At 76.3% G+C, this 25,681-nt stretch carries 14 protein-coding genes; 11 read left to right on the top strand and 3 right to left on the bottom strand.

The annotated features are described in order from the left end of the window. Positions 1-27: 27 nt before the first annotated feature. The 9 genes from SM577_RS27680 (at position 28) to SM577_RS27720 (ending at position 19,727) form a co-directional block, all read left to right on the top strand. Positions 28-6,558 (top strand): amino acid adenylation domain-containing protein, encoded by a 6,531-nt coding sequence (locus tag SM577_RS27680; protein ID WP_474588351.1) that lies wholly within the window; start codon positions 28-30, stop codon positions 6,556-6,558. Further along, a complete protein-coding gene (locus tag SM577_RS27685; protein WP_474588352.1) occupies positions 6,555-11,759 on the top strand; it encodes a non-ribosomal peptide synthetase in 5,205 nt (1,734 codons plus the stop codon). Before SM577_RS27680 ends, SM577_RS27685 begins: the two co-directional genes overlap by 4 nt. Positions 11,760-11,879: 120 nt before the next feature. Further along, the gene (locus tag SM577_RS27690; protein WP_474588353.1) at positions 11,880-13,025 is read left to right on the top strand and encodes a saccharopine dehydrogenase NADP-binding domain-containing protein; all 1,146 of its coding nucleotides are present in this window, start codon (positions 11,880-11,882) and stop codon (positions 13,023-13,025) included. Further along, positions 13,022-14,134: a Gfo/Idh/MocA family oxidoreductase gene (locus SM577_RS27695; protein ID WP_474588354.1), complete on the top strand. Its 1,113-nt coding sequence runs from the start codon at positions 13,022-13,024 to the stop codon at positions 14,132-14,134. The genes SM577_RS27690 and SM577_RS27695 overlap by 4 nt, the downstream gene beginning before the upstream one ends. Continuing rightward, on the top strand, positions 14,131-14,904 hold the full coding sequence (locus SM577_RS27700) for a thioesterase II family protein (protein WP_474588355.1): 774 nt from the start codon (positions 14,131-14,133) through the stop codon (positions 14,902-14,904). Before SM577_RS27695 ends, SM577_RS27700 begins: the two co-directional genes overlap by 4 nt. Then, positions 14,901-16,271, top strand: a complete 1,371-nt coding sequence (locus tag SM577_RS27705) for a serine hydroxymethyltransferase (protein WP_302919909.1) — start codon at positions 14,901-14,903, stop codon at positions 16,269-16,271. Before SM577_RS27700 ends, SM577_RS27705 begins: the two co-directional genes overlap by 4 nt. Next, positions 16,268-17,467: a glycosyltransferase gene (locus SM577_RS27710; protein ID WP_474588356.1), complete on the top strand. Its 1,200-nt coding sequence runs from the start codon at positions 16,268-16,270 to the stop codon at positions 17,465-17,467. Before SM577_RS27705 ends, SM577_RS27710 begins: the two co-directional genes overlap by 4 nt. Then, entirely contained in the window at positions 17,464-18,312 is an 849-nt protein-coding gene (locus tag SM577_RS27715) for an NAD-dependent epimerase/dehydratase family protein (protein WP_302919907.1), read from the top strand. The genes SM577_RS27710 and SM577_RS27715 overlap by 4 nt, the downstream gene beginning before the upstream one ends. Before the next feature lie 14 nt (positions 18,313-18,326). Then, positions 18,327-19,727 (top strand): aldehyde dehydrogenase family protein, encoded by a 1,401-nt coding sequence (locus SM577_RS27720; protein ID WP_474588357.1) that lies wholly within the window; start codon positions 18,327-18,329, stop codon positions 19,725-19,727. Between the two features lie 24 nt (positions 19,728-19,751). Here the strand turns inward: SM577_RS27720 and SM577_RS27725 are convergent, their stop codons facing one another. The 3 genes from SM577_RS27725 to SM577_RS27735 are packed head-to-tail and all read right to left on the bottom strand — an operon-like array spanning position 19,752 to position 23,407. Next, entirely contained in the window at positions 19,752-20,795 is a 1,044-nt protein-coding gene (locus SM577_RS27725; RefSeq protein WP_474588358.1) for a hypothetical protein, read from the bottom strand. Between the two features lie 43 nt (positions 20,796-20,838). Further along, on the bottom strand, positions 20,839-21,774 hold the full coding sequence (locus tag SM577_RS27730; protein ID WP_474588359.1) for an FAD-dependent oxidoreductase: 936 nt from the start codon (positions 21,772-21,774) through the stop codon (positions 20,839-20,841). Continuing rightward, the gene (locus SM577_RS27735; RefSeq protein ID WP_474588360.1) at positions 21,764-23,407 is read right to left on the bottom strand and encodes an AMP-binding protein; all 1,644 of its coding nucleotides are present in this window, start codon (positions 23,405-23,407) and stop codon (positions 21,764-21,766) included. Before SM577_RS27735 ends, SM577_RS27730 begins: the two co-directional genes overlap by 11 nt. 220 nt (positions 23,408-23,627) lie before the next feature. Between SM577_RS27735 and SM577_RS27740 the strand changes: the two genes are divergently transcribed. Next, the gene (locus SM577_RS27740) at positions 23,628-25,331 is read left to right on the top strand and encodes a carbamoyltransferase C-terminal domain-containing protein (protein WP_474588361.1); all 1,704 of its coding nucleotides are present in this window, start codon (positions 23,628-23,630) and stop codon (positions 25,329-25,331) included. Positions 25,332-25,379: 48 nt separating this feature from the next. After that, a complete protein-coding gene (locus SM577_RS27745; protein ID WP_088993388.1) occupies positions 25,380-25,661 on the top strand; it encodes a phosphopantetheine-binding protein in 282 nt (93 codons plus the stop codon). The last annotated feature ends 20 nt before the right edge of the window (positions 25,662-25,681 follow it).

Genomic DNA, 25,681 nt, shown 5'->3' on the forward strand with positions numbered 1-25,681 from the left:
CCCGACCCCTCCACCCCGGGGAGACCGATGGACAGCCACAGCACCCTGCCCGCGACCGGGACGCCGCTGACCGCCGACCGGATGCGCGCCGACATCGCCGAACTCGTGGGCGGGGAGACCGCACTGGACGAGGCCGGCGGCGACCTGATCGCCGTCGGGCTGGACTCGATGAAGGTGATGCGGCTGGCCGCCCGGTGGCGCGCCGCCGGGGTGGACGTGAAGTTCGCCGACCTGTTCGCCCGCCCCACCTTCGCCCAGTGGCAGGACCTCGTCGCGCAGCGGCAGGGCGTCCCGGCCGAGCCGGCCGCCCCGGCTCACGTCGAGGTGGACGAGAGCGCGCCCTTCCCGCTGGCCACCATGCAGCACGCGTACTGGGTGGGGCGGGCGGAGAACCTGACCCTGGGCGGGGTGGCCACCCACTTCTACGCCGAACTGGACGGGGCGGCGGTCGATCCGGGCCGGCTGGACGTGGCCGCCCGGGCGCTGCTGCGCCGGCACGGCATGCTGCGGGCCCGGGTGCTCGGCGACGGGCGCCAGCAGATCCAACCCGAACCGAGCTGGCCCGGCCCCACCGTCCACGACCTGCGGGACCTGCCGCCGGCGCGGGTGGCGGCCGAACTGGCCCGGATCCGGGACGCGCTGTCGCACCGGCGTTTCGACGTGGCCGGCGGCGAGGTCTTCGACGTCGGCGTGTCGCTGCTGCCGGACGGGGGCACCCGGCTGCACCTGAACATCGACATGCTGGTCGCGGACGCGCTCAGCTTCCGGATCATCATCAACGACCTGGCCGCGTTCTACGCCGACCCGGCCGCGGAGCTGCCCGCCATCGGCTACAGCTACCCGCGCTACCTGGCCGACCGCCGGGCCCGGCCGGTGCCCGGCCGGGCGGACGCCGAACGCTACTGGGCCGACCGGTTGCCGCGGCTGCCCCGGGCGCCCCGGCTGCCGCTGGCCGTGGCGCCGGAGAAGCTGACCCGGCACCGGGTCACCCGCCGGCACCACTGGCTCTCCGCCGACCGCTGGGGCCGGCTCGCCGAGCGGGCCCGGGACCAGGGCGTGACCCTGTCCATGGTGTTCGCGGCCGCGTTCAGCGAGGTGCTCGCCGGCTGGAGCGAGGAGCCGGACTTCCTGCTCAACGTGCCGCTGTTCGACCGGGAGCCGATCCACCCCGACGTGGGGCTGCTGGTCGGTGACTTCAGCAACCTGCTGATCCTCGGCGTGCACACCGCGGCGGGCGGCTCCTTCCTGGACCTGGTCCGGCGGACCCAGGCCCGGTTCACCGCGGACGCCGCGCACTCCGCGTACTCGGGGCTGGAGGTGCTGCGCGACCTGGCCCGGCGGGACGGCGCCGCGCAGACCCTCGCGCCGGTGGTCTTCACCAGCGCGCTCGGGCTCGGCGAGCTGTTCAGCCGCAAGGTGACCGAGCACTTCGGCACCCTCGGCTGGAACATCTCGCAGGCTCCCCAGGTGGTGCTCGACCACCAGGTCACCGAGCACGCCGGGGGGCTGCTGCTCAACTGGGACGCGGTCGACGAGCTGTTCTGCGACGGCGTGCTGGACGCGATGTTCGACGCGTACCTGCGGCTGCTCGACTGGCTGGCCACCGAGCGGGACTGGTCGGCGCCGACGCCCAGCCTGCTCCCCGCCGACCAGGCGGCGCGCCGGGCGGCGGTGAACCGCACCGCCGGCCCGGAACGGGAGCGCCGGCTGCACGAGCCGTTCTACCGGCACGCCGCCGAGCACCCCGACCGGGTCGCGCTGGTCGCCGGCGACGGCAGCACGGTCGGCTACCGGGCGCTGGCCGAGCGGGCCGACCGGATCGCCGGCCTGCTGGCGGCGCGGGGCTGCCGGCCCGGCGACCCGGTGGCGGTGACCCTGCCGCGCGGGCCGGACCAGGTGGCCGCGGTGCTCGGCGTCCTGCGCGCCGGGGGCGCGTTCGTCCCGGTCGGCGTCGGCCAACCGGCCGAGCGGCGCGCCGCCATCCACGCCGACGCCGGGGTCCGGCTGGCGCTCACCGACGCGGCCACCCGGGCCGCGCTGGCCTGGCCGGCCGGGACCGAGGCGCTGACCGTCGAGGAGGCGGCCACCGCGGCGCCGCTGTCGCCCGCCGTCGAGGTCGACCCGGAGGACCTGGCGTACGTCATCTACACGTCCGGCTCCACCGGCACCCCCAAGGGCGTCGAGATGAGCCACCGGGCCGCGGCCAACACCATCGAGGACATCGGCGACCGCTGGTGGGTCGGCGCGGACGACCGGGGCTTCGCGGTCACCTCGCTGGAGCACGACTGGTCGGTGTACGAACTCTTCGCCTACCTGTCGGCCGGCGGCGCCCTGGTGCTGCCGCCGGAGGAGGCCCGCCGGGACGCCCAGTGCTGGGCCGAGCTGGTCGACCGGCACGGGGTCACCGTCTGGACCGGGGTGCCCGCCCTGCTCGACATGCTGCTCACCACCGCCCGGACCGGCCAGCTGCGCAGCCTGCGGCTCGCCCTGCTGGGCGGCGACTGGGTGGGCCTGGACCTGCGCGACCGGCTCACCGTCCACGCCCCGGGCTGCCGGCTGGTGGCGCTCGGCGGGGCGACCGAGGTCGGCATCCACTCCACCTGGCACGAGGTGACCGAGGTGCCCGCGCACTGGCGCTCGGTGCCGTACGGCGCGCCGCTGCGCAACCAGCAGGTGCGGGTGGTCGACGCGCGGGGCCGGGACTGCCCGGACTGGGTGCCCGGCGAGCTGTGGCTCGGCGGCGTCGGGGTCGGCCGCGGCTACCGGGGCGACCCGGCCCGCACCGCCGAGCGCTTCGTCGAGCACGACGGCCGGCGCTGGTACCGCACCGGCGACCTGTGCCGCTACCACCCGGACGGCACGCTGGAGCTGCTCGGTCGGACCGACTTCCAGGTGAAGCTGCTCGGCCAGCGGATCGACCTGGGCGAGGTGGAGGCGGCGGCACGGTCGTATCCGGGAGTGGGCCGGGCGGTCGCGCTGGTGCTCAGCGAGCCGCGCCGGCTCGCCCTGGCGGTGGTGCCGGCGGACGCCGAGCCGGCGGTGGACGACCTGGTGGCGCACCTGCGCCGGCGGCTGCCCGAGCACATGGTGCCCCGGCAGGTCGACCTGCTGACCGCGTTGCCGCTGAACGCCAACGGGAAGGTGGACCGGTCGGCGATCGCCGGCCTGCTGGCCGGCCGGCCCGGCCGGCAGGAGACGGAGCCGCCGCGTGGCGAGACCGAGACGCGGGTGGCCGCGATCTGGTCGCAGCTGCTGGAGAACCCGGCCGTCGGCCGCGCCGACAGCTTCTTCACCCTCGGCGGCAACAGCCTGCTCGCCACCCGCGTGATCGCCGCGCTGCGCCAGGCCGGGTACGCCGACGCCAGCCTGACCCAGCTCTTCGCGACGCCCACGCTGGCGGAGTTCGCCCGGCACCTCAGCCCCGGCCGGCCGGCGCCCGCCACCGGGGTGGCGATCCGGGCGGACGAGGAGCACCGGCACGAGCCGTTCGGCGCCACCGAGGTGCAGCGCGCGTACTGGCTGGGGCGGCGGCCGGAGTTCACCCTCGGCGGGGTCGGCTCGCACTGGTACTGGGAGTTCGAGGGCCGCGACGTCGACCTCGACCGGCTGGAGGCGGCCTGGAACCGGCTGGTGGCCCGGCACGGGATGCTCCGGGCGGTCTTCGACGACGACGGCCGGCAGCGCGTGCTGCCCGAGGTGCCGCCGGTGCGGATCCGGGTGACCGACGCCGGGGCGGACCCGGAGCCACTGGTCGCCGCGATGCGCGCGGAGATGTCCCACCACGTCTTCGCCACCGACACGTGGCCGCTGTTCGACCTGCGGGCGGTCCGCTCCGCCGACGGCGTCACCCGGCTCGGGGTGAGCCTCGACTTCGCGGTGCTGGACGCGCTCAGCATCATGATCCTCTTCGCCGAGCTGTCCCGGCTCTACACCGACCCGGAGGCGGTCCTGCCGCCGATCGGGCTCTCCTTCCGCGACGTGCTGCTCGCCGACCCGGTCGACCCGGCCCGCCGGGCGGCGGCCCGGGACCACTGGCTCAAGCGGATCGACGAGCTGCCCCCCGCGCCGCAGCTGCCGCTGGCCCGGGACCCGGCCCAGCTCTCCGGACACCGGTTCAGCCGCCGGGAGTGCCGCCTCGACGCGACCGACTGGCGGCGGCTGACCGACCGGGCCGCGCGGCACGGCGTCACCGGCTCCACAGTGGTCGCCACCGCCTTCGCCGCCGTGCTGCGGGCCTGGAGCGCCGCGGAGGAGTTCACCCTGAACTTCACCCTCTTCGACCGTCCCGAGGTGCACCCGGACATCCACCGGGTGGTCGGCGACTTCACCTCGCTGCTGCTGGTGGCCGACCGGCCGGAACCGGGGGAGAGCTTCGCCGCGGCGGCCCGCCGGTTGCAGCGGCAGGTCTGGTCCGACATGGAGCACAGCGCCTACTCGGGCATCTCCGTGCTGCGCGAGCTGGCCCGCCGCACCGGCGCGCCCGAGGTGCTGATGCCGGTGGTGTTCACCAGCACGCTCGGCGTCCGGGACGCCACCGAGCACCGCTTCGACCTGCGCACCCCGTTCGGCGAGTACCGCACCGGGCTGTCCCAGACCCCGCAGGTGCTGCTCGATCACCAGGTCACCGAGCACGACGGCGGGCTGCTGCTCAACTGGGACGCCGTCGACGAGGCGTTCTGCCCCGGCGTGCTGGACGCGATGTTCGCCGCGTACCGGGACCTGCTGGTCCGGCTGGCCGGGGCGGCCGACTGGGACGCCCCGGCCCGGGTGCCACTGCCGGACGCGCAGGCGGCGGTGCGCCGACGGGTCAACGACACCGCCGGCCCGCGCTCCGGCCGGCTGCTGCACGAGGGCTTCCTCGCCGCCGCCGCGGCCCGGCCCGACGCGCCAGCGCTGGCCTGGGGCCACGACGGCGTGCTCGGCTACGGCGAGCTGGCCGACCGGGCCGGGCGGGTCGCCGCCGCGCTGCGCGCCGCCGGGGTGCGTCCCGGCGACCGGGTGGCGGTCACCCTGCCCAAGGGCCCCGGGCAGGTGGTCGCGGCGCTCGGCGTGCTGGCCGCCGGCGCGGCGTACGTGCCGGTCGGGATGGACCACCCCGCGCTGCGCCGGGCCCGGATCGTCGCCGACAGCGGCGCCCGCGCCGTGCTCGACGCGGCGTTCCTCGACCGGGCCGGCGACCACGCCCCGGCCGAGCCGGTGACCGTGCCGCCCGACCAGCCGGCGTACGTCATCTACACCTCCGGCTCCACGGGCGCGCCGAAGGGCGTGGTGATCTCCCACGCCAGCGCTGTCAACACCGTCGAGGACGTCAACCAGCGCTACGGCGTCGGCCCCGCCGACCGGGTGCTGGCCGTCTCCGCGCTCGACTTCGACCTGTCGGTGTACGACATCTTCGGGCTGCTCGCCGCCGGCGGCACCGTGGTGCTGCCGGCCGAGGACGAGCGGCGCGACCCGGCCGCCTGGCTGCGGCTGGCCCGGACCCACCGGGTCACCCTGTGGAACAGCGTGCCGGCCCTGCTGGACATGCTGCTCACCGAGGCCGGCGGCGAGCTGCCGGCGGCGCTGCGGCTGGCCCTGGTCTCCGGCGACTGGGTCGGGCTGGACCTGCCCGGGCGGCTCGCCGCGGCCGGTGCCGGCCGGTGCCGGCTGGTCGCGCTCGGCGGCGCCACCGAGGCGGCGATCTGGTCCAACGCCTTCGAGGTGACCGAGGTGCCGGCGAGCTGGACCTCCATCCCGTACGGCTTCCCGCTGCGCAACCAGTGCTACCGGGTGGTCGACGGGCACGGCGGCGACCGGCCGGACTGGGTGCCCGGCGAGCTGTGGATCGGCGGCGCCGGGGTGGCGCTCGGCTACCACGGCGACCCCGAGCGCACCGCCGCCCGGTTCGTCGAGTACGCCGGCGGACGCTGGTACCGCACCGGCGACCTGGGCCGGTACTGGCCGGACGGGACGCTGGAGTTCCTCGGCCGGGTCGACCACCAGGTGAAGGTGCGCGGCCACCGGATCGAGCTGGGCGAGATCGAGACCGCGCTGGAGGGCCACCCCGCGGTGACCGCCGCGGTCGCCTGCGCGGTGGGGGAGCGCACCCGCCGGCTCGCCGCCGCGGTGACCACCGCCGCCCCGGTGGACCCGGACGACCTGCGCGCCCACCTGGCCGCCCGGCTGCCCGACTACATGGTGCCCCGGCAGCTGGAGGTGCTGCCCCGGCTGCCGTTGAGCCCGAACGGCAAGGTCGACCGCGCCGCCGTCGGCGCCGCGCTGGCCGGCGCGGCCGGCGTGGCGGTCGCGGAACCACCGCGCGGGCCGACCGAGGAGGGGGTGGCCGGGCTCTGGCGCGGCCTGCTCGACCTCCCGGTGGTCGACCGGGACACCAGTTTCTTCACCGCGGGCGGGGACAGCCTGCTCGCCACCCGGCTGGTCCAGCTGATCCGGCAGCGGTTCGGCGTGCAGATGTCGCTGCGGGAGGTGTTGAGCGCGCCGTCGGTGGCCGGGCAGGCCCGGGTGGTCGCGGCGCGGCTCGACCAGGCCGGGGCGACCTTCGAGGAGGGGGTGCTGTGATCGAGCCAGCGGTCACCGTGTCGGACCTGGTCGACACCCTGGAGGCGCACGGCGTCGAACTCTGGGAGGAGGACGGCCAACTGCGCTTCCGGGCGCCGCGCGGGGTGCTCACCGAGGAGCGCCGGGAGACGCTGCGGGCCCGCCGTCCGGAGCTGCTGGCGTACCTCAAGGGGGCGCCGACGGCCGGGCTGGAGCCCGACCCGGCGGCGCGGCACGACCCGTTCCCGCTGACCGACATCCAGATGTCCTACGTGCTGGGTCGGCGCAGCGCGTTCGCCTACAGCGGGGTGGGCTGCCACGCGTACGGCGAGCTGACCTTCCCCGACCTGGACGGCGACCGGGTCGCCGAGGTGTGGCGGATGCTGGTGCGCCGGCACGACATGCTCCGCGCCCGGATCGACCCGGCCGGGTCGCAGCGGATCATGCCCGACCCGCCGCCGCTGGTCGTCCCGGTGCTCGACCTGCGCGGCCGCGGCCCGGCGGCGGTGGCGGCCGCGATCGACGGGGTCCGCGCCGAACTGGACCACCGGGTCTACCCGCCGGACGGCTGGCCGCTGTTCGAGGTCCGGGTCACCCGCGCCGACGACCGCGCGGTGCTGCACCTGTCGATCGACTTCCTGGTCGCCGACTACGTCAGCATCCAGCTCTTGCTGGAGGAGTTCACCCGCTGCTACCACGACCCCGGGCACCGGCTGCCCCCGCTGGAGCTCTCCTTCCGCGACTACCTGCTCGGCGAGCGGCAGCTGCGCGGCACCCGCCGGTACGCCAAGGACCGCGAGTACTGGTGGCGCCGGATCGACACGCTGCCGCCGGCGCCGGAGCTGGTGGTGCTCGGCGACCGCCCCGCCGAGCCGGGCGGGGTGCGGTTCCGCCGCTGGCAACTGCACCTGCCCACCGAGGCGTACGAGGGGCTGAAGCGGCTCGCCGCCGACCGGGGCGTCACCCCGTCGGTGGCGGTGCTCGCCGCGTACGCCGAGGTGATCGGCCGGTGGAGCAAGGGGCGGCGGTTCCTGCTCAACCTGACCATGCTCCGCCGACTGCCGCTGCATCCCCAGGTCGACCGGCTGGTCGGCGACTTCACCTCGGCGGTGCTGCTGGAGGTCGACGGCGACGCCGGCGCCAGCTTCGGCGAGCGGGCCGGCGCGGTGCAGCAGCAGCTCTGGGCGGACATGGACCACCTGCTGGTCAGCGGCGTCGAGGTGCTGCGCGAGGTGGCCCGCCGCCGGGGCCAGGACGCCGCGCTGATGCCGGTGGTCTTCACCAGCGCGCTCGGGCTCGGCACCGCCGGGGAGTCCGGCCCGCAGCGGGTCGGCTTCGGCTACGGGATCAGCCAGACCCCGCAGGTCTGGATCGACTGCCAGGCGCTGGAGCGCTCGGACGGGCTGGTGGTCAACTGGGACGTCCGCCAGGGCATCTTCCCCGACGGCATGGTCGAGGCGATGTTCGGCGCGTTCCAGGCGCTGGTGGGCGAGCTGGCGGCCGGGCGGCGGTGGGACGACGCGGACCCGGTCGAGCTGCCGGCCGACCAGCTGGCCCGGCGGGCCGAGGTGAACGACACCGCCGCCCCGCTCTCCGGCGCGCTGCTGCACGACGGTGTCGTCGCCCAGTGCCGGCGTACCCCGGACCGGCCGGCGGTGATCGGCGCGGACGGCACGCTGAGCTACGGCGAGCTGCTGGCCCGGGCGGCGGCGGTCGCCGACGCGCTGCGCGCCGCGGGCGGCGCACCGGGCGACCTGGTCGCGGTGCTGCTGCCGCCCGGCCCGGAGCAGGTGGTGGCGGTGCTCGGCGTGCTGCTCGCCGGCGGCGCCTACCTGCCGGTGGACACCCGCGCCCCGGTGGCCCGCAAGGAGTCCCTGGTGGAGGCCGCCGGCGCCCGGTACGCGGTGACCACCGCCGACGCCGAGGGCCTGCCCGCCGGGGTACGCCGGATCGTGCTGGACGGCCTCGCGCCCGGCGGCGAACCGCCGGCGCCGGTCGGCGTCACCGACCGGGACTCCGCCTACGTCATCTACACCTCCGGCTCCACCGGCCGGCCCAAGGGCGTGGTGATCCCGCACCGGGGCGCGGTGAACACCGTCGAGGACATCAACCGGCGGTTCGCGGTCGGGCCGGACGACCGGGTGCTCGGCCTGGCCGGGCTCTCCTTCGACCTGTCCGTCTACGACATCTTCGGCCCGCTGGCGGTCGGCGCGGCACTGGTGCTGCCCGCCGCCGACCGGCGCGGCGACCCGTCGCACTGGGCGGAGCTGATCCGCGCCCACCGGGTGACCCTGTGGAACTCGGTCCCGGCGCAGTTGCAGATGCTCGCCGACTACCTGGCCGTGGCCGACGCCACCGGGCTGGACTCGCTGCGCCTGGCGATGCTCTCCGGCGACTGGATCCCGGTGCGGCTGCCCGACCAGATCCGCGCCCTGCTTCCCGGCCTGGTGCTGCACAGCCTCGGCGGCGCCACCGAGGGATCGATCTGGTCCATCGGCTACCCGATCGACGAGGTGCCGGCGGAGTGGCCGAGCATCCCGTACGGGCGGCCGCTGACCAACCAGACAATGCACGTGCTGGACGAGACGATGCGGCCCTGCCCGGACTGGGCGGTCGGCGAGCTGTACATCGGCGGGGTCGGCGTCGCCGACGGCTACCTCGGCGACCCGGAGCTGACCGCGCGGCGGTTCGTCCGCCACCCGGTCACCGGCGAGCGGCTCTACCGCACCGGCGACCTCGGCCGGTACCTGCCCAGCGGGGACATCGAGTTCCTCGGCCGGGAGGACCTCCAGGTCAAGATCCGGGGACACCGGATCGAGCTGGCCGAGATCGAGGCCGCCGCGCAGGCGTACCCGCCGGTCGGCGCCGCGGCGGTGGTGGTCGAGGGCGACGCCCCGCTGGAGCGGCGGCTGGTCGCCTTCGTGGAGCCGGCCCGCCGCGCCGAGGGCCCGGCCGAGCCCGTCGACCTGGCCGCCTCCGCGGTGCGGGAACTGGCCGCGATCCGCGCCGAGCAGGACGGCGAGCAGGCCGTCCGGTTCGCCCGGCAGCTGGACCGCACGGCGCTGCTGGCGATGATCGGCGCGCTGCGCGACCAGGGCCTGTTCACCTCCGCCGAGGTGGGGCACACGGTCGACGAGGTGATGCGCACCGCCCGGGTGGGCGCCAAGCACCAGCGGCTGATCCGCCGCTGGCTGGCCGCGCTGGAGCGGCACGGGCTGATCCGGCGCGACCCGGCCGGCCGGCTGCGCCCGGCGCCGGAGAGCCTCACCGTCGACGCGGACACCGTGCGCGCCGCGTGGCAGGAGATCGACCGGATGCAGGACGCCGGTGGCCTGCGCACCGAGCTGGTCGGCTACTTCCGCACCGCCAGCGCCCACCTGCCGGAGCTGATGCGCGACGAGGTCGACCCGGTGCAACTGCTCTTCCCGCAGGGCCGGCTGGACATCCAGGAGTCGGCGTACCAGGGCAACTTCCTCAGCCACAGCCTCAACCGGCTGGTCGTCCGGGCCATGTGCGACCTGGCCGCGGCCTGGCCGGCCGACCGCCCGATGCGGGTGCTGGAGGTCGGCGCCGGTGTCGGGGGCACCAGCATCGACCTGATCCCCGCCCTGCACGGCTACCCCGTGCGGTACGCCTTCACCGACGTCTCCCAGTTCTTCCTGAACAGCGCCCGGGAGCGGTTCGCCGACTACCCGTGGGTGGACTACCACCTCTTCGACCTCAACGTGGACTACCGCGCGCAGGGCATGACGGCCAACAGCGTCGACGTGATCCTCTGCGCCAACGTGCTGCACTACGCCCGCGACGCCGGCCAGGCGCTGGCCCGGTTCCGGGAACTGCTGCGCCCCGGCGGCTGGCTGGTGTTCATCGAGACCACCCGGGACAACTACCAGATCCTCACCTCGATGGAGTTCCTCTTCGACGCCACCGCCGGGGACTTCGCCGACGTGCGGGCGGGCCGGGACGAGACCTTCATCTCCGCCCCGCAGTGGCGGGACCTGCTCGCCGCGGCCGGCGCCGCCCCGGCGGTCCAGCTCTCCGCGACCGACGCCGCCCTGGACGCCATCGGCATGCACGTCTTCGCCGCCCGGTTCAAGCCCGACCGGGTCGACGTCGACCCGGCGGCGCTGCGCCGGCATCTCGCCGAGCGGCTGCCGGAGTACATGCTGCCCAGCCGGCTGGAGGTGCTCGACGCGATCCCGCTCAGCGCCAACGACAAGGTGGACCGGGCCGCCCTGCGCGCCCTGCTGCCCCGGGCGGCGGCCGCCCGCGCCGCCGGGTCCGCCGAGCCCAGCGGTGAGCTGGAGACCGCTATCGCGGCGATCTGGGCCGACGTGCTCAACGTCGAGCGGGTGGGCCGCGACGACGACCTGTTCAGCCTGGGCGGCGACTCGCTGCTCGCGGCGCAGCTGGTCGGCCGGATCCGGGACGACGTGCCGGCCGCGTCCGGTGCGCTCTTCGACACCATGCTGCGGGACCTGCTGGAGGGCGCGACGGTGCGTACGCTCGCCGCCCGCCTCACCGGCGCCGACGCCGCCGAGCCGGCCACCGGGCCGGCCGGGGCGCCCGCCCTGCCGTTCCCGGTGCCGCCCGAGGGGCCGGTCCGGCTGGAGCTGCCCGGCGACGCCACCGCCGACGACCCGGAGCGGAGGGCCGCCGGATACCTTCCGGCGCTCCGCGCCGAACTGCGCGGCCGGCCGGTGGAGCTGACCGGGCGGGACCTCGGCGGCGTCCTGGCCGCGGAGCTGGCCCGGCAGCTCGGCGAGGCCGGCGAGACGGTGGCCGGGCTGACCGTGGTCGCCGGCCTGCCGCTGCCCGACGGCGAGCCCGGCGAGCTGCTCGGCGAGTACCTGTTCGCCCGCGACCTCGGGGTGGACCCGGCCGACCTTGGCCTGCCCGGCGAGGCGGAGTTGGCCCGCGCCGTGGAGGGCGGTGACGACGGCGTCTTCGGCGCGCTCGCCGCGGAGCCGGCCGACTGGCGGCTGGCCCGGATCGCCGCGGTGCTCGACGTCGACCCGGCCGAGCTGACCGCCCGGCACGCCGCGTTCCGGTCCGCGCTCGACGCCCTGGTACGCCACGGGCCACCGCTGTACGCCGGCGACCTCACCCTGGTGTTCGGCTTCGACCGGTCGCACTGGCCGGAGGCGGCGGCGCGGGTGGAACGGCGCTGGCGCGAGGCGTGCCTCGGCGAGCTGCGGGTCGTCGACGGGGCACGGCCGTGAGCGCGAGGAGTGCGCCGGGGTTGCGCGCCCCGCAGTCGCGAACGAAGGGTGGGCTCGGGTGAGCGCGAGGAGTGCGCCGGGGTTGCGCGCCCCGCGGTCGCGAACGAAGGGTGGCCTCCGGTGAGCGCGCTGGTCGGGGTGGTCGGCGGGTCGGGTGCGGTGGGCGGCGCGGCGGCCCGCCGGCTGCACCGGCTGCTCGGGCCGGAGTACCGGCTGCGCATCGGTGGTCGCCGGCTGGCCGCCGCCGAGGACCTGGTCCGCCGCGAGCTGGCCGGCCGGGCCGAGGCGATGGCGGTGGACGTCTACGACGACGAGGCGCTGCGCCGCTTCTGCGCCGGCTGCCGGCTGGTGGTCAACGCCAGCGCCGCGTCGTACCTGGTGGTCGACCGGGTGGCCCGGGCGGCCCTGGCCGCTGGCGCCGACTACGTCGACGCCGGTGGCGACCTGCCGCTGCTGGACCGGCTCACCCCGCTCGGGCTCGCCGAACAGGACCGCACCGCGCTGGTCACCGCCGGCCTGATGCCGGGACTCACCGGGCTGCTGCCCCGCTGGCTCGCCGCCACCGAGTTCCACCGGCCCCGCCGGCTGGTGGTCCACGTGGGGGTGATGGACCGGCTGACCCCGGCCGGTGCGGTGGACTACCTGCTCAGCCTGGGTACCCGGGACGAGGAGTCGCAGGCGGTCTGGCTGGACGGCCGGCGGGTCACCCGGGCGGCGGGGGCGCTGACCGACGTGGAGCTGCCGTTCTTCCCCGGCCGGGTCACCGCCTACCCGTACCTCGGCTACGAGGGGGAGCGGCTCGCCGTGCAGCTCGGGCTCACCGAGCTGCGCTGGCACGCGGTCTTCGACGGCGGGGCGGCGATGATGGCCACGCTGAGCCGGTTGCAGGGCGCCATGAGCGGGGAGGGCGACCTGAGCGCCGCCGCCCGGGACCTGGCCGCCGCGGCGGAGCTGGACATGTTCGGCAAGCGCCCGTACCAGTTGCTGGTCTTCGAGCTGGGCGGCACCGGGCCGGACGGCGCCGAGCGCACCCGCACCCTGGTGCTGCGCTCGGCGGACACCTCGGAGATCACCGGTACGGTCTGCGCGCTGGCCGCCGCGCAGGTGCTCGCCGGCCGGGTGCCGCCGGGCGCGCACCTGGCCGCCGAGGGGCTCGCCGCGGCCGAGCTGGTCGAGGCGTTGCGGGCCACCGGGGTGGTGCGCGCGTTCGACCTGTTCGACGGGGCGGCCGCCGACGTCGCGACGGTCGAGGAGGGGGTGCTGTGACCCGGCGGCGGGCGGTGGTCTGCGGCACCGGGTTCGGCCGCGTCTACCTCGCCGGGCTCGCCGCGCCCGACTCGCCGGTGGAGCTGGCCGGCATCCTGGCCCGGGGCAGCGACCGGTCGGCCGCCTGCGCCCGCCGGTGGGGCGTGCCGCTCTACCGGCACCCCGACGAGCTGCCCGGGGACGTCACGGTGGCCTGCGTGGTGGTCGGCTCGGCGATCACCGGCGGGCCCGGCGCCCGGCTGGCGCGGGCGCTGATGTCCCGGGGGATCCACGTGCTCCAGGAGCACCCGCTGCACGCCGACGAGCTGGCCGGGTGCCTGCGCGCCGCGCGGGCCAACCGGGTCGCGTACCGGCTCAACAGCCACCACGTGCACGTGGCGCCGGTGCGCCGGTTCGTCGCCGCGGCCCGGGCGCTGCTGCGCCGGCAGCCGCCGCTGTTCGTGGACGCGGCCGGCAGCGTCCAGGTGCTCTACCCGCTGCTCGACGTGCTCGGCGCGGCGCTCGGCCGGCTGCGGCCGTGGGGCTTCGCGCCGCCGGTCCCGCTGCCACCGGCGGTGCGCGCCATGACGCCGCTGGACGTGCCGTTCCGCAGCCTCGACGGGGTGTTCGCCGGGGTGCCCACCACGCTGCGGGTGCAGCACCAGATGGACCCGCGGGAGCCGGACAACCACGCCCACCTGTGGCACCGGATCACCATCGGCACCGAGGGCGGGCAGCTGACCCTGGTCTCCAGCACCGGGCCGGTGCTCTGGACCGTCCGGCCGCACCTGCCCCGGGAGGCGGCCGGCGCGGCCGGCTTCGACCGGCTCGGCGTCGACCATCTCGCCCTCGCCGGCACCACCCCGATCGGGCCGCCGGCCGCGCCGAGCTGGGCGCAGACACTCGACACGCTCTGGCCCGAGGCGGTCCGGGTCGCGGTGCGGCGGCTCACCGACGACGTGGCCCGTGGGGCCGACCCGATGGCCGACGGGCAGTACCACCTCGGGTTGTGCCAGCTGACCCGGGAGATCACCCAGCTGCTGGGCCCGGTGGAGCTGGTCCGCCGGGACGAGCCGCGGTTCCTCGCGGCCGGTGACCTGATCGAGGGGGAGCACGAGGTGCTGACGTGAACGCCTATCCGGGCCGGGCGGCGGCGCCCTGGTTCCAGTGCTACCGGCCGGTGCCGGTGGCGACCGCGCGGCTGGCGTGCTTCCCGCACGCCGGTGGCAGCGCCAGCTTCTTCCGGCCGTGGGCCGACGAGCTGCCGGCCGACGTCGAGCTGCTGGCCGCGCAGTACCCCGGCCGGGAGGACCGGCTGCGCGAGCCGCCCGCCACCGACCTCGGCGAGCTGGCCGACCGGTACGCCGACGTGCTGCGCGCGGTCGCCGACGTGCCGCTGGTCCTGTTCGGACACAGCCTCGGCGCGGCGGTCGGCTACGAGGTGGCCCGCCGGCTGGCGGACGCCGGCACGCCCCCGGCGCTGCTGGTCGTCTCCGGCCGCCAGGCGCCGTTCGACCCGTCCCGGGCGGTGCACCTGATGGACGACGACGCGCTCTGGGCGGACGTCGCCCGGGCCGGCGGCACCAGCCGCGCCGTGCTGGAGAGCCCGGAGCTGCGCGCCCTGGTGCTGCCGGTGCTGCGCGCCGACTACCGGCTCAGCGAGACCTACCGGCCGGCCGCCGGTCCGCCGCTGACCTGTCCCGTCCTCGCGGTCAGCGGCGACGCGGACCCGGACGTGGACCTCGCCGTGCTGCCCGGCTGGGGGACCGTCACCAGCGCCGGGTGCGAGGTGCGGGTCTTCACCGGCGACCACTTCTTCCTCCAACCGCACCGCCGGGCCCTGGTCGGCGAGATCGTCCGGCGGCTGCGCGCCCGCACCGACGCCTGGGCCACGCCGTGACCGGCCTGGACGCCCCGGCCGGCCTGGCCGACGGGGCCGACCTGGCCGCCGTGCGCGCCTGGTGCGCCGACGCGCTGGTCTCGCTGGACCGGCGGGACGCCCCGCTGGTCCGCCTCGCCCACGCCGAGCTGCGCCGCCAGCGCGGCACGCTGAACCTGGTCGCCGCCGCCAGCCCCACCCTGCCGGCCGCCCTGGTGGCGCACGCGCTGCTGTTCAGCTCGGTGACCGCCGAGGGGTACGCCGGCGGCCGCTACCACCCGGGCACCGAGGTGGTCGACCAGGTCGAGCAGCTGGCCCGCGGGCGCGCCGAGCGGCTGTTCGGCGCCCCGCACGCCAACGTGCAGCCGCTCTCCGGCTCGGCGGCCAACCTCGCCGTGCTCTACGGCCTGCTCGACCCGGGCGACACCGTGCTGGCCCTGGAACTGGACCACGGCGGGCACCTGACCCACGTCTCCCGGGGCGCCAGCATCGCCAAGCGGGTCACCGCCAGCTACTACGAGGTCGACGAGCGGGGCCTGATCGACTACGCCGCGCTGGCCGTGCTGGTCAAGCAGGTCCGGCCCCGGCTGCTGATCTGCGGCGGCTCGGCGTACCCCCGGCAGCTGGACTTCGCCGCGTTCCGGGCCGCCGCCGACGAGGTGGACGCGCTGCTGATGGCCGACGTCAGCCACGTCAGCGGGCTGGTCGCCGCCGGCGCGCACCCGTCACCGGTGCCGCACTGCGACGTGATCACCACCTCGACGTACAAGCAGCTCTGCGGGCCCCGCGGCGGCCTGCTGCTGCGCGGGGCGTCGTCCCGGCTCAGCGCCCGGGCGCTCGATCGGGCGGTCTTCCCCGGCTTCCAGGGCACGCCGGACTTCGGCGGCATCGCCGCCAAGGCGGTGGCGCTGGGCTTCGCCGCCCGCCCGGAGTTCGCCGCGGCGATGCGCCGGGTGGTGCGGTACGCGCGGGCGTTCGCCGGGGCGCTGGCCGAACACGGGGTGCCGGTGGTCTCCGGCGGCACCGACAGCCACCTGGTCCTGGCCGACCTGCGCGCGGTGGCGGTCACCGGCCGGCAGGTCGCCGACGTGCTGCGCCGCCTCGGCGTCCTGGTCAACATGAACCTCGTCCCGCGCGATCCCCGGCCGGCCGCCGAGACCAGCGGCATCCGGATCGGCACCAACGACCTGGGCTTCCGGCGGGTCGGCGACGCCGAGGTGGCGGAGCTGGCCCGGGCCACCGCCGCGGTGGTCGCCGAGGTGGCCGGCGGCGGGCGGCCGGACGCCGTGGTGCGCGGCCCCCGGGGACGCGAACTGGCCGGCTGCGTCGCCGGCATCACCGCTCGCGGCTACCGCGAGGACTGGCGCCAGGGAGGTGCGGTGGCATGAAACTCGTCGTCACGTGTCAGCCGGCGGTCGGCCACTTCCACGCGGTCGCTCCGCTCGCCCGGGCCGCGGTGGACGCCGGGCACGAGGTGGTGGTGGCCACCGGCCGGGGGATGGGGCACTGGGTGACCCGCGCCGGGTTCGCCGTCCGGGAGGTCGGGCCGGCCTGGCTCGCCGACGGTCCCCGGGCCGGTGCGTTCGACGACCCGCGCCGGCGGCTGCGGCTGATGAGCCTGGCCACCGGCTCGATGGTGGCCGGCCTGGTCGACCTGTTCCGCGAGCTGCGCCCGGACGTGGTGCTGCACGAGTCGCTGGAGTGGGCCGCGCCGCTCGCCGCCGACGCGGCCGGGGTGCCGTACGCGGCCCTCGGGCAGTTGCCGCGACTTCCCCGGCCGGTGCTCGCCGAGGTGATGGCCGAACCCTGGAACGCGGCGCGGCGCCGGCTCGGCCTGCCCGCCGACCCGGGGCTGGCGCGGCTCTACCCCTACCTCTACCTCGACGCGTACCTGCCGAGCTGGCAGCCGCTGACCGCGAACCCGCTGAGCTGGTTCGACGGCCCGGCCGAGCCGGACGTGGCGCACCTGGTGCAGCCGCCGCTCTACCAGGTCGGCGACGAGGTGCCGGCGTGGCTCGACGCGCTGCCGGACCGGCCGCTGGTCTACGTCACCATGGGCACCGCGTTCAACCAGGTGGGGCCGCTGTTCGCCACCGTCGCCGAGGGGCTGCGCGACGAGGACGTGTCGGTGGTGCTGACCGTCGGGTCCGGGGTGGACCCGGCCCCGCTCGCCGCGATCGGCCCGAACATCCACGCGGCCCCCTACATCCCGCAGGAGGCGGTGCTGTCCCGGTGCGCCGCGGTGGTGCAGCACGCCGGCTACCTGACCACCGTCGGGGCGCTGCGGCACGGCCTGCCGATGGTCGCGATCCCGGTGGCGGTGGACCAGCCGTACCACGCGCACCGGCTCGCCGCGGCCGGCGCCGCGGTGCGGCTGGACCACCGCACCCTCGACCCGGGGCAGGTCCGCGCCGCCGTCCGCGCGGTGCTCGACGAGCCGCTGTACCGGGCCAACGCCGAACGGCTGCGCCGGGAGATGCTCGCCATGCCGCCGGCCGGGCACGGCGTCACGCTGCTGGAACGGCTGGCCGCCACCGGGCGGCCGGTCTACGACGGCGCCGACGAGCTGGCGGCCGTCCGATGACCGCCGTCCTGCTCACCGGCGCCACCGGCCGGGTCGGTGCCCGGTTCATCCCGCTGCTGCGGGCCCGGGGGCTGCGGCTGCGGCTGGCCGTCTGGAACCCGGCGGGCGGCCCCGCCGGCGGCAACCGGGATCTGGTGGTGGGCGACCTCACCGACCCGGACACCTGCCGGCGCGCGGTCGAGGGGATGGACGCCGTGGTGCACATCGCCAGCGCGTTCACCGGCATCGACGCGCGGGAGGCCGACCGGCTCAACCACCTGGCCACCGACCGGCTCGCCGCCGCCGCGCTGGCCGCCGGCGCCCGCCGGTTCGTGCAGTTGAGCAGCTACCTCATCTACCGCCCGACGCCCGGGCGGGCCACCCGGGAGGACGACCCGGTGCGCGACCCGGCCGGCGCGCCGTTCCCCGCCGCGAAGCTGGGCGCGGAACGGGCGGTGGCCGGCTACTTCGACACCCCGCTGGGGGTGTGCGTGCTGCGGGTCGCCTACACCTACGGCGAAGGCGACCCGCACCTGGTGGACGCGTTCGCCTGGGCCCGCCGGGCCCCCGCCGACCAGCGGTTGCACCTGGTGCACCACGCCGACGTGCGGCAGAGCGTGCTGCACGCGCTGGAGGCCGGCGCCACCGGGGTGTTCAACATCGCCGACGACGCGCCGGTGACCGCCGCCGAGCTGGCCGAGCTGGCCGGGCAGGTGACGCTGCCGCACGGCGAGTCGGCCGACGCGCCGGTGCTGGACACCGACCAGTTCGGCGGCGAGGTGGACACCACGGCCGCACGGGCCGGGTTGGGCTTCGCGCCGACGTACCCGTCGATCCACGTCGCCGCGCTGGCGGGGGCGGCGTGATGGAACCGGTGCCGATGACGATCGACGGGGCCGCGGTGCCCGGCGACCGGCACGTCGAGGTGGTGAACCCGGCCACCGGCGCGGTCTGCGGGCTGGCGCCGGTCTGCGGCCCGGAGCAGGTGGACGCCGCGATGCGGGCCGCGGCCGGGGCGTGGCGGCGGTGGAGCGCCGACGAGACGGCGCTGCGCGAGGGGCTGCGCGCCGCCGCCAAGGCGGTCGGTGCCGCCGCCGGGCGGATCGGCGCGCTGGTCACCGCCGAGATGGGCAAGCCGCTGCCGCTGGCGGTCGGCGAGGCGTACGCCGCCGCGGCCACCCTGCGCCACCACGCCGACCTGGAGCTGCCTCCGGAGGTGCTCCAGGACGACCGGCGCGGCTACGCCGAGCTGGTCCGCCGCCCGTTGGGAGTGGTCGCCGCCGTCACGCCGTGGAACTTCCCGGTGGCGGTGGCCGCGGCGAAACTGGCCCCGGCGCTGCGGGCCGGCAACGCGGTGGTGCTGAAGCCGTCCCCGTACGCGCCGCTGGCCACCCTGGAGCTGGGCCGGGTGCTCGCGGAGGTGCTGCCACCCGGGCTGGTGAACGTGCTCAGCGGGGACGACGCGCTGGGCGCGGCGGTGGTGGCCCACCCGGTGCCCGCGCACGTCACGTTCACCGGCTCGGTGCCGGCCGGGCGCCGGGTCGCCGGCCGGGCCGGTGGCGACCTGAAGCGGTACGTGCTGGAGCTGGGCGGCAACGACCCGGCAGTGGTGCTCGACGACGCCGACCCGGACGAGCTGGCCGAGCGGCTGTTCTGGGACTCGTTCGCCAACAACGGGCAGGCGTGCGTCCTGATCAAGCGGCTGTACGCGCCGCGGCGGCTGCACGCCCGGCTGGTGGACGCGCTGGCCGACCGGGCCCGGGCGGCCCGGGTCGGTGACCCGACCGCCAAGGGCACCCAGTTGGGGCCGCTGGCGCACCGGCGGCAGTTCACCCGGATCGCCGACCTGGTGGCCGCGGCCCGGTCCCGGGGCGCCCGGGTGGCGGCCGGCGGCGCCGCGCCGGACGGGCCGGGGCTGTACTACGCCCCGACCGTGCTGACCGGCGTCGACGACGGCGACCCGGTGGTCGACCAGGAGCAGTTCGGGCCGGTGCTGCCGGTGGTGCCGTACCGGGACGTCGAGGACGCGGTGCGCCGGGCCAACGCCAGCTCGTACGGGCTCGGCGGGTCGGTCTGGTCGGCCGACCCGGACCGGGCGTGGGCGGTGGCCGACCGGCTCGAGTGCGGCACGGTCTGGGTCAACGGGCACGCCCTGCTCGGGCCCGACCAGCCCGTCGGCGGCATGAAGTGCAGCGGGATCGGGCTGGAGGGCGGCCGGCTGGGGCTGGCCGAGTACACGGCGGTCCAGGTACGCCGGCGCCCACCGACCGCGCCGCGGTAGCTCGGCCGGCCGGGCGTCGGGTCGTCAGACCAGGCCGCTGTAGAAGAGCGCGCCGATGAAGGCGCTCTCCTGTTGCGGCAGCCGGGCGTGCGGCACGGCCCGGCCGGTGAGCGCGAAACCCTCCCGGGGCCGGTAGACGAAGTCCCGGCCGCCGTCGGGGAACTGGCCGTTGTCGTGCACCCAGCGGTGCAGCGCGGCCGGATCGGTGGCCGTCCGGTCGAAGTAGGAGCGCATCGGGCCGGGCTCGCCGTCCACAGTGAACAGCAGCGACACCTCGCAGGTCGGCTGGTCGGTGTGCACGCCGAGGAAGTCGCCCGGCCGGTACTCCAGGTAGGTGCACCGGGTCGGGTACATCCGCCGGCCCATCCGGGCCGAGATCTGCGCCACCAGCGCCGGGTCCTCGTGGATGGCCACCAGCGTCGGCCCGGCGCCCAGGTAGGCGTTGCAGGAGCGGCTCACCAGGGCGTCGTGCTCCTTGTCCCAGCCGGGGCTCAGCCCGCCGTCGTACGCGGCGCCGGCGCTGGCCGGCAGCGTGGCGATCTCGGCCACGCAGGCCCGCCGGGTCGACTCGGAGATCAGGTCGCCGATCATCCACCAGGTGTCGTCGGGCAGCTTGCGCAGGTAGTCCGCGCGGCGGCGGGTGGAGGCGAGCATCATGGCCGCGTACTGCTCGTCGGTCTCCCGGGCGGCGACCTGCCGGACCACCCGGGCCTGCATCGCCTTGGCGATCAGCGGCCCCTGCGGGAACATCTCGTCGTAGCTGAGCGTGGTCAGCGCCCCGCCGACCTCGGCGGCGAGCGGGGCGGTGGCCGCCGGCGGCAACCCGGCGGCCACCGCGATCCGCTCGAAGAGCTTGATCGAGCCGGGCGGGTCGTCGTCGGCGGCGAGCCAGCGGCGCAGCCGCCAGCGCCGCCACTCCAGGTCCACCTCGTTGAGCCGGTGCCGGGGCCAGCGGTGCGGCCCCTGCGGGGCGGACAGTTCCCGGCGCACCGCCGAGACGTCCAGTCCCGCCGCGTACGCCACGGCTTCCGAGATCAGCTGCGACTCGTCGGGCCGGGAGTCCGTCATGCCCGATGTCCCTTCTCCGTCGGTGGGGCCGGCCCGACCCGCGTCACGAGACCAGCAGGTCGGCCGCCTCCTTGGCGCATCCCCACGACAGCATGACCCCTGTGCCGGCGTGGCCATAGTTGTGCACGATCCGCGCCCGGCCGAGCTTCTCCAGCTCCAGCCGGGGCGCGGGCCGGCCCGGCCGCAGCCCGACCGAGTGCTCCAGCACCGGCGCGTCGGCCAGCCGCGGCTCGACCACCGCGCACCGGCGGATGATCTCGGCCGCCTCCGCCTCGTCCGGTGTGGTGTCGTCGGAGTCGCGGTGGGTCCCGCCGAGCACCACCCGGTCGCCGTGCGGGATGAAACCGGCCCAGATCGGCCCCAGCGGCGCCTCGATGAAGAAGTGCTCGATGCCCGGGTTCGCCACCACGATCTTCGGCCCGCGTACCGGCTTGAGCTGCCGGTCGCCGGTCAGCTCCGCGGCACCCAGGCCGGCGCAGTTGGCCACCAGCGGCGCGACCTCGGCGGCCTCGTCCAGCGAGCGCACCGGTTCCAGCACCAGCCGCCCGCCGGCGGCGGTGAACCGGTCGGCGAGGTGTCCCAGGTACGGCGGCATGTCGACCACCGGCTGGCGGACCCAGAACGCGGTGCCGTAGCCCTCGGGCAGCTCCTCCGGGCGGCACGGGCGGTAGCCCTCGAACCGCTCCACCCCGGGCGGGACCATCCCGGCCGGCCGGGCCGCCATCCGCCCGTCCAGCACCCGTACGCCGGGGGTGTCCGGGGTGAGCCGGCGGACGGTCTCGCGCTGCCAGCCGAGCGCGGGGTCGCCGGGGCCGGCGAAGCTGGGCCCGATCATCGCCGAGGCCATCATCGAGGTGCTGCGTTCCGGTGGCTGCGCGGACCGGACGAGCACCCGCAGCCCCGCCTCCTGTAGGCAGATGGCGGTGCTCAGCCCGCTCACCCCGGCGCCGATGACCAGCGCGTCGACCTCACCGTGCACGGTGGCTCCCTCCGTTGACGTCGCGGAAGCGCTGCCACATCACGCGGCGTCTCGGCTTTCCGCTGGTGGTCCGCAGGATTGTACCGACGGGAACGCGGAGCGCGATCAACTCGGCACCCTCGGTGAGTCGGCCGACGACCGCGCCGGCCCGCCGTTCCCAGTCCGGCTCGGCGTTCTCCAGCAGCACCATCGCCACCGGCCGGTCGGCGTGTCCGAGCAGGACGGTGTGCCGGTGCCGGGGCAGGCCGGCGGCCTCCAGGGCGGCCTCCACGTCCTCGGCGAACAGGGTGCGGCCGCGCAGCTTCAGGCTGTCGCCGAGCCGGCCGAGGACGTAGAGCTGCCCGTCGTGCAGGAAGCCGCTGTCACCGGTGCGCAGGGCGTCGCCGGTGAACCGGGCGGACGTCCCGGCCGGGTCGCCGAGATAGCCGGCCGCGACGCAGCGCCCGCCCACCTCGATCTCGCCCACCCGCCCGTCGGGCAGCGGGTGACCGGCGTCGTCGACGATCCGCACCGACACGCCGTCGAGCGGGGCGCCGCAGCCCACCAGCGGTGCGGCGGCCGGGCCCGCGCCGGGCGGGCCGCCGAGCGGGATCCGCGCCGGGTCGACCGGGGCCGTGCGCCACGGCTCGTCCAGCGCGCCGCCGGTCACCGCGAGGGTCGCCTCCGCCAGGCCGTACGCCGGCAGCAGGGCCCGCCGGTCCAGCCCGTGCGGGGCGAGCAGCCGCCAGAAGTCCTCCAGCGCGGCGGGGGAGACCCGCTCGGCCCCGACGATCACCGCCCGCCAGGCCGCGAAGTCCAGCCCCGCGAGCTGCTCCGGGCGGACCCGGTCGACCACGTGCCGCAGCCCGAAGGTCGGCATGGCGGTCAGCCGGGCTCCCCGCTGACCGAAGCAGCGCAGGTAGCGCAGCGGGTCGCGGACGAACTGCTGCGGGGTCAGCAGCCACAGGTCGCCCTGGTGCGCCACCGGGGTGAGCAGGCAGCCGATCAGTCCCATGTCGTGGTGCAGCGGCAACCAGGAGGCGGTGGGATCCGCCGGCCCCTGGCGCAGCCACCGGCCGATCGCGGCGACGTTGTGTTCCAGCGCGGCGAACGGCACGCGTACCGCCCGGGGCCGGCCGGTCGAGCCGGAGGTGAACTGGAGCAGCGCCAGCCCGGCGCGCCGGTCCCCGGCCGATTCGTCGGCGCCGTCGAGCAGGTCGGCGGTGCGGACCACGCCCGCGTCCCCGGCGACCGGACGCAGCGGCTCGGCCAGCGTCCCGCCGGTCACCACCAGCCGGGGCGCGGCCGTGGCCACGATGTGCCGGACGTGCTCCAGGTAGCCGGCCAGGTCCTGGCTGAGCGCGGGCGGTGCGACCGGGGTCGGCACCGCGCCGGCGAGCATGGTGCCGAAGTAGCCGGCGACGAAGCCCGGGCCGGTCGGCTCGACCAGCACCACCCGGTCGTCGCGCCGCACCCCGGCGGCGCGCAGTCCGCCGGCCACCCGGCGCACCGCGGCGGCCAGCCGGGGGTACGGCCACTCGTCCCAGCCGTCAGCGGCGGCGGCGAACCGGACCACTCCCGGTCCGGGACGCTCCACCCAGGACAGCAGGGGGGACGGGGTCGCCGGTCGGTCGTCTTCAGCGGTGGTCGGCATGGCGGTATCTTGCGGCCGTTGTCGGCGGCCGGCCAGGCGGGTCAGGATGACACCGCTCCGGCTGCGTGGCACCTGGACGCGACCCGCGCCCGGTGACCAGCGCCCCGTCGCGGGGCGGGGTGAGCGAGTGCGGACACTGCCCACTTGAACAACCGGCGGGCCGGGCGCCGCGGCACCGGGGAGGAACGGCACTCCCAGCCACGCGGCGGAAGGCATCGACATGACCGGTACGGCAGTCATCTGCGGACTCAAGCTGACCCACGACGGCGCCGTCGCGGTGATCACCGACGGGCGCCTGCTCTTCTCCACCGAGGCGGAGAAGATCGCCAACTCACCCCGCCACAGCGGGCTGACCGACGCCGGTCAGATCCTCGACGAGCTGCGGGCCAGCGGCGTCGACCCGGCCGAGGTCACGCACGTCGCGGTGGACGGGTGGACGCCCCGGGTGGACGGCTCGTCGTACGTGCAGCTGCGCGGCCCGGACGGCCGGGCGCACCCGCTGGCGGTCGCCGGGTACTCCGACGAGCCCGGCGGGCCGGCGGAGCCGGTGGCGCCGGTGCACGGCGACGGCCTGCCGCTGCACCCGATGCCCGGCGGGTTCGCCAGCTACACCCACTCCGCCGGCCACCTGTTCGCCAGCTACTGCACCTCGCCCTTCGCCGAGCAGGACCGGCCGGCGCTGGTGGTGGTCTGGGACGGCGGGATGCCGCCCTTCCTCTACCGGTACGACCCGCGCGGCGGAAAGCTGCGCCGGGTCGGCTGGGTCGGCCCCGCCTCGGGCGGGCTCTACCCGATCTTCGCCTCGCACTTCCCGCCCTTCCGGGTGGACCGGCGCAGCCCCGACCCGGACCGGATGTTCGGCATGGAGGCGCTCTTCCCGGTCTCCGGCAAGGCGATGGCGTACGCCGCGCTCGGCAAGCCGGACGAGGACGCCATCGCGGTGATGGAGCGGGTCACCGCCGACCTGCCGCCGGCGGACACCCACCTGCGGATGTACGGCTGGACCCGGGAGGTGCTGCGCCGGCTGGACGGCTCCGGCCTGCCCGACGCCACGGTGATCTCCTCGTTCCAGGAGTACCTGTTCCGGGTGCTGCTGGCCGGGGTGCGCGCCGCGCTGCGCGACGCCCCGGAGCTGGCCGGCCTGCCGCTCTGCCTCTCCGGCGGCTGCCACCTGAACATCACCTGGAACGCCGGGCTGCGCGCCAGCGGCCTCTTCGACGAGGTGTGGGTGCCGCCGTTCCCCAACGACGCGGGCTCCGCGATCGGCAGCGCCTGCGCCGAGATGGTCCGGGTCACCGGCCGCTCAGCGGTGCGCTGGTCCGCGTTCGCCGGGCCGGGCATCCGCTGGGACGGGGTGGTCCCGGCCGGCTGGTCGGCGCGGCCCTGTGACATCGCCGGCCTGGCCGAGCTGCTGCACCGGGAGAACGAACCGGTGGTGGTGGTCAGCGGCCGGGCCGAGCTCGGCCCGCGGGCGCTGGGCCACCGCAGCATCATCGCCCCGGCGGTGAACGCGGCCATGCGGGACACCCTGAACCGGCTCAAGCACCGGGAGGGGTACCGGCCGGTGGCCCCGATCTGCCTGGAGGAGCACGCCGCCGAGGTGTTCGCGCCCGGCACCCGCGACCCGTACATGCTCTTCGCCCACGACGTCCGTCCGGAGTGGGTGGACCGGGTGCCGGCGATCGTGCACGTGGACGGCAGCGCCCGGTTGCAGACCGTGGACCCGACCAACAGCCCGACCTACGAGCTGCTGCGCGCCTACCACCGGCTCAGCGGCGTCCCGGTGCTCTGCAACACCAGCGCCAACCACCCGGGCAAGGGTTTCTTCCCCGACCCCGGCTCGGCCATGGCCTGGGGCCGGACCCGGTACGTCTGGTCGGAGGGAATTCTCTACACCCGCGGTGACACTTCGCTGTGCAACTGAATACGCGCGCACTTCCGCATCCGCGGGGGTCGAACTAACGTCCTCGACGTGCCGACTCGAACGGAATCAGAAGTCAGAACCCAGCTCCGGGACATCATCCTGGACCTGGCGCCGAACCCGCAGCCTGAGGTCACCGACGAGGCCCTGCTGGTCGAGGATCTCGAGTACCACAGCCTGGCTCTCCTCGAACTCGCATTCGCGCTCGAGGACGAGTTCGACCTGCCGCCCATCGACGAGGAAAATGCGCGCAACATCCGGTCCATCAAGGACATCGAGGACTATGTGTTGCGCCAGATGGATGCCAAGAATGGCAATCCGTCGGCCGCCTGATCAATTCCACGGTTAATTGT

This window comes from Micromonospora desertarenae, assembly GCF_056150265.1.

What these genes read in the sequence shown, in the direction of transcription:
- SM577_RS27740 (WP_474588361.1), top strand. Translation starts at nt 23,628, where the DNA reads ATGACCGGTACGGCAGTCATCTGCGGACTCAAGCTGACCCACGACGGC.
- SM577_RS27735 (WP_474588360.1), bottom strand. Translation starts at nt 23,407, where the DNA reads ATGCCGACCACCGCTGAAGACGACCGACCGGCGACCCCGTCCCCCCTG.
- SM577_RS27725 (WP_474588358.1), bottom strand. Translation starts at nt 20,795, where the DNA reads ATGACGGACTCCCGGCCCGACGAGTCGCAGCTGATCTCGGAAGCCGTG.
- SM577_RS27710 (WP_474588356.1), top strand. Translation starts at nt 16,268, where the DNA reads ATGAAACTCGTCGTCACGTGTCAGCCGGCGGTCGGCCACTTCCACGCG.
- SM577_RS27715 (WP_302919907.1), top strand. Translation starts at nt 17,464, where the DNA reads ATGACCGCCGTCCTGCTCACCGGCGCCACCGGCCGGGTCGGTGCCCGG.
- SM577_RS27680 (WP_474588351.1), top strand. Translation starts at nt 28, where the DNA reads ATGGACAGCCACAGCACCCTGCCCGCGACCGGGACGCCGCTGACCGCC.
- SM577_RS27720 (WP_474588357.1), top strand. Translation starts at nt 18,327, where the DNA reads ATGACGATCGACGGGGCCGCGGTGCCCGGCGACCGGCACGTCGAGGTG.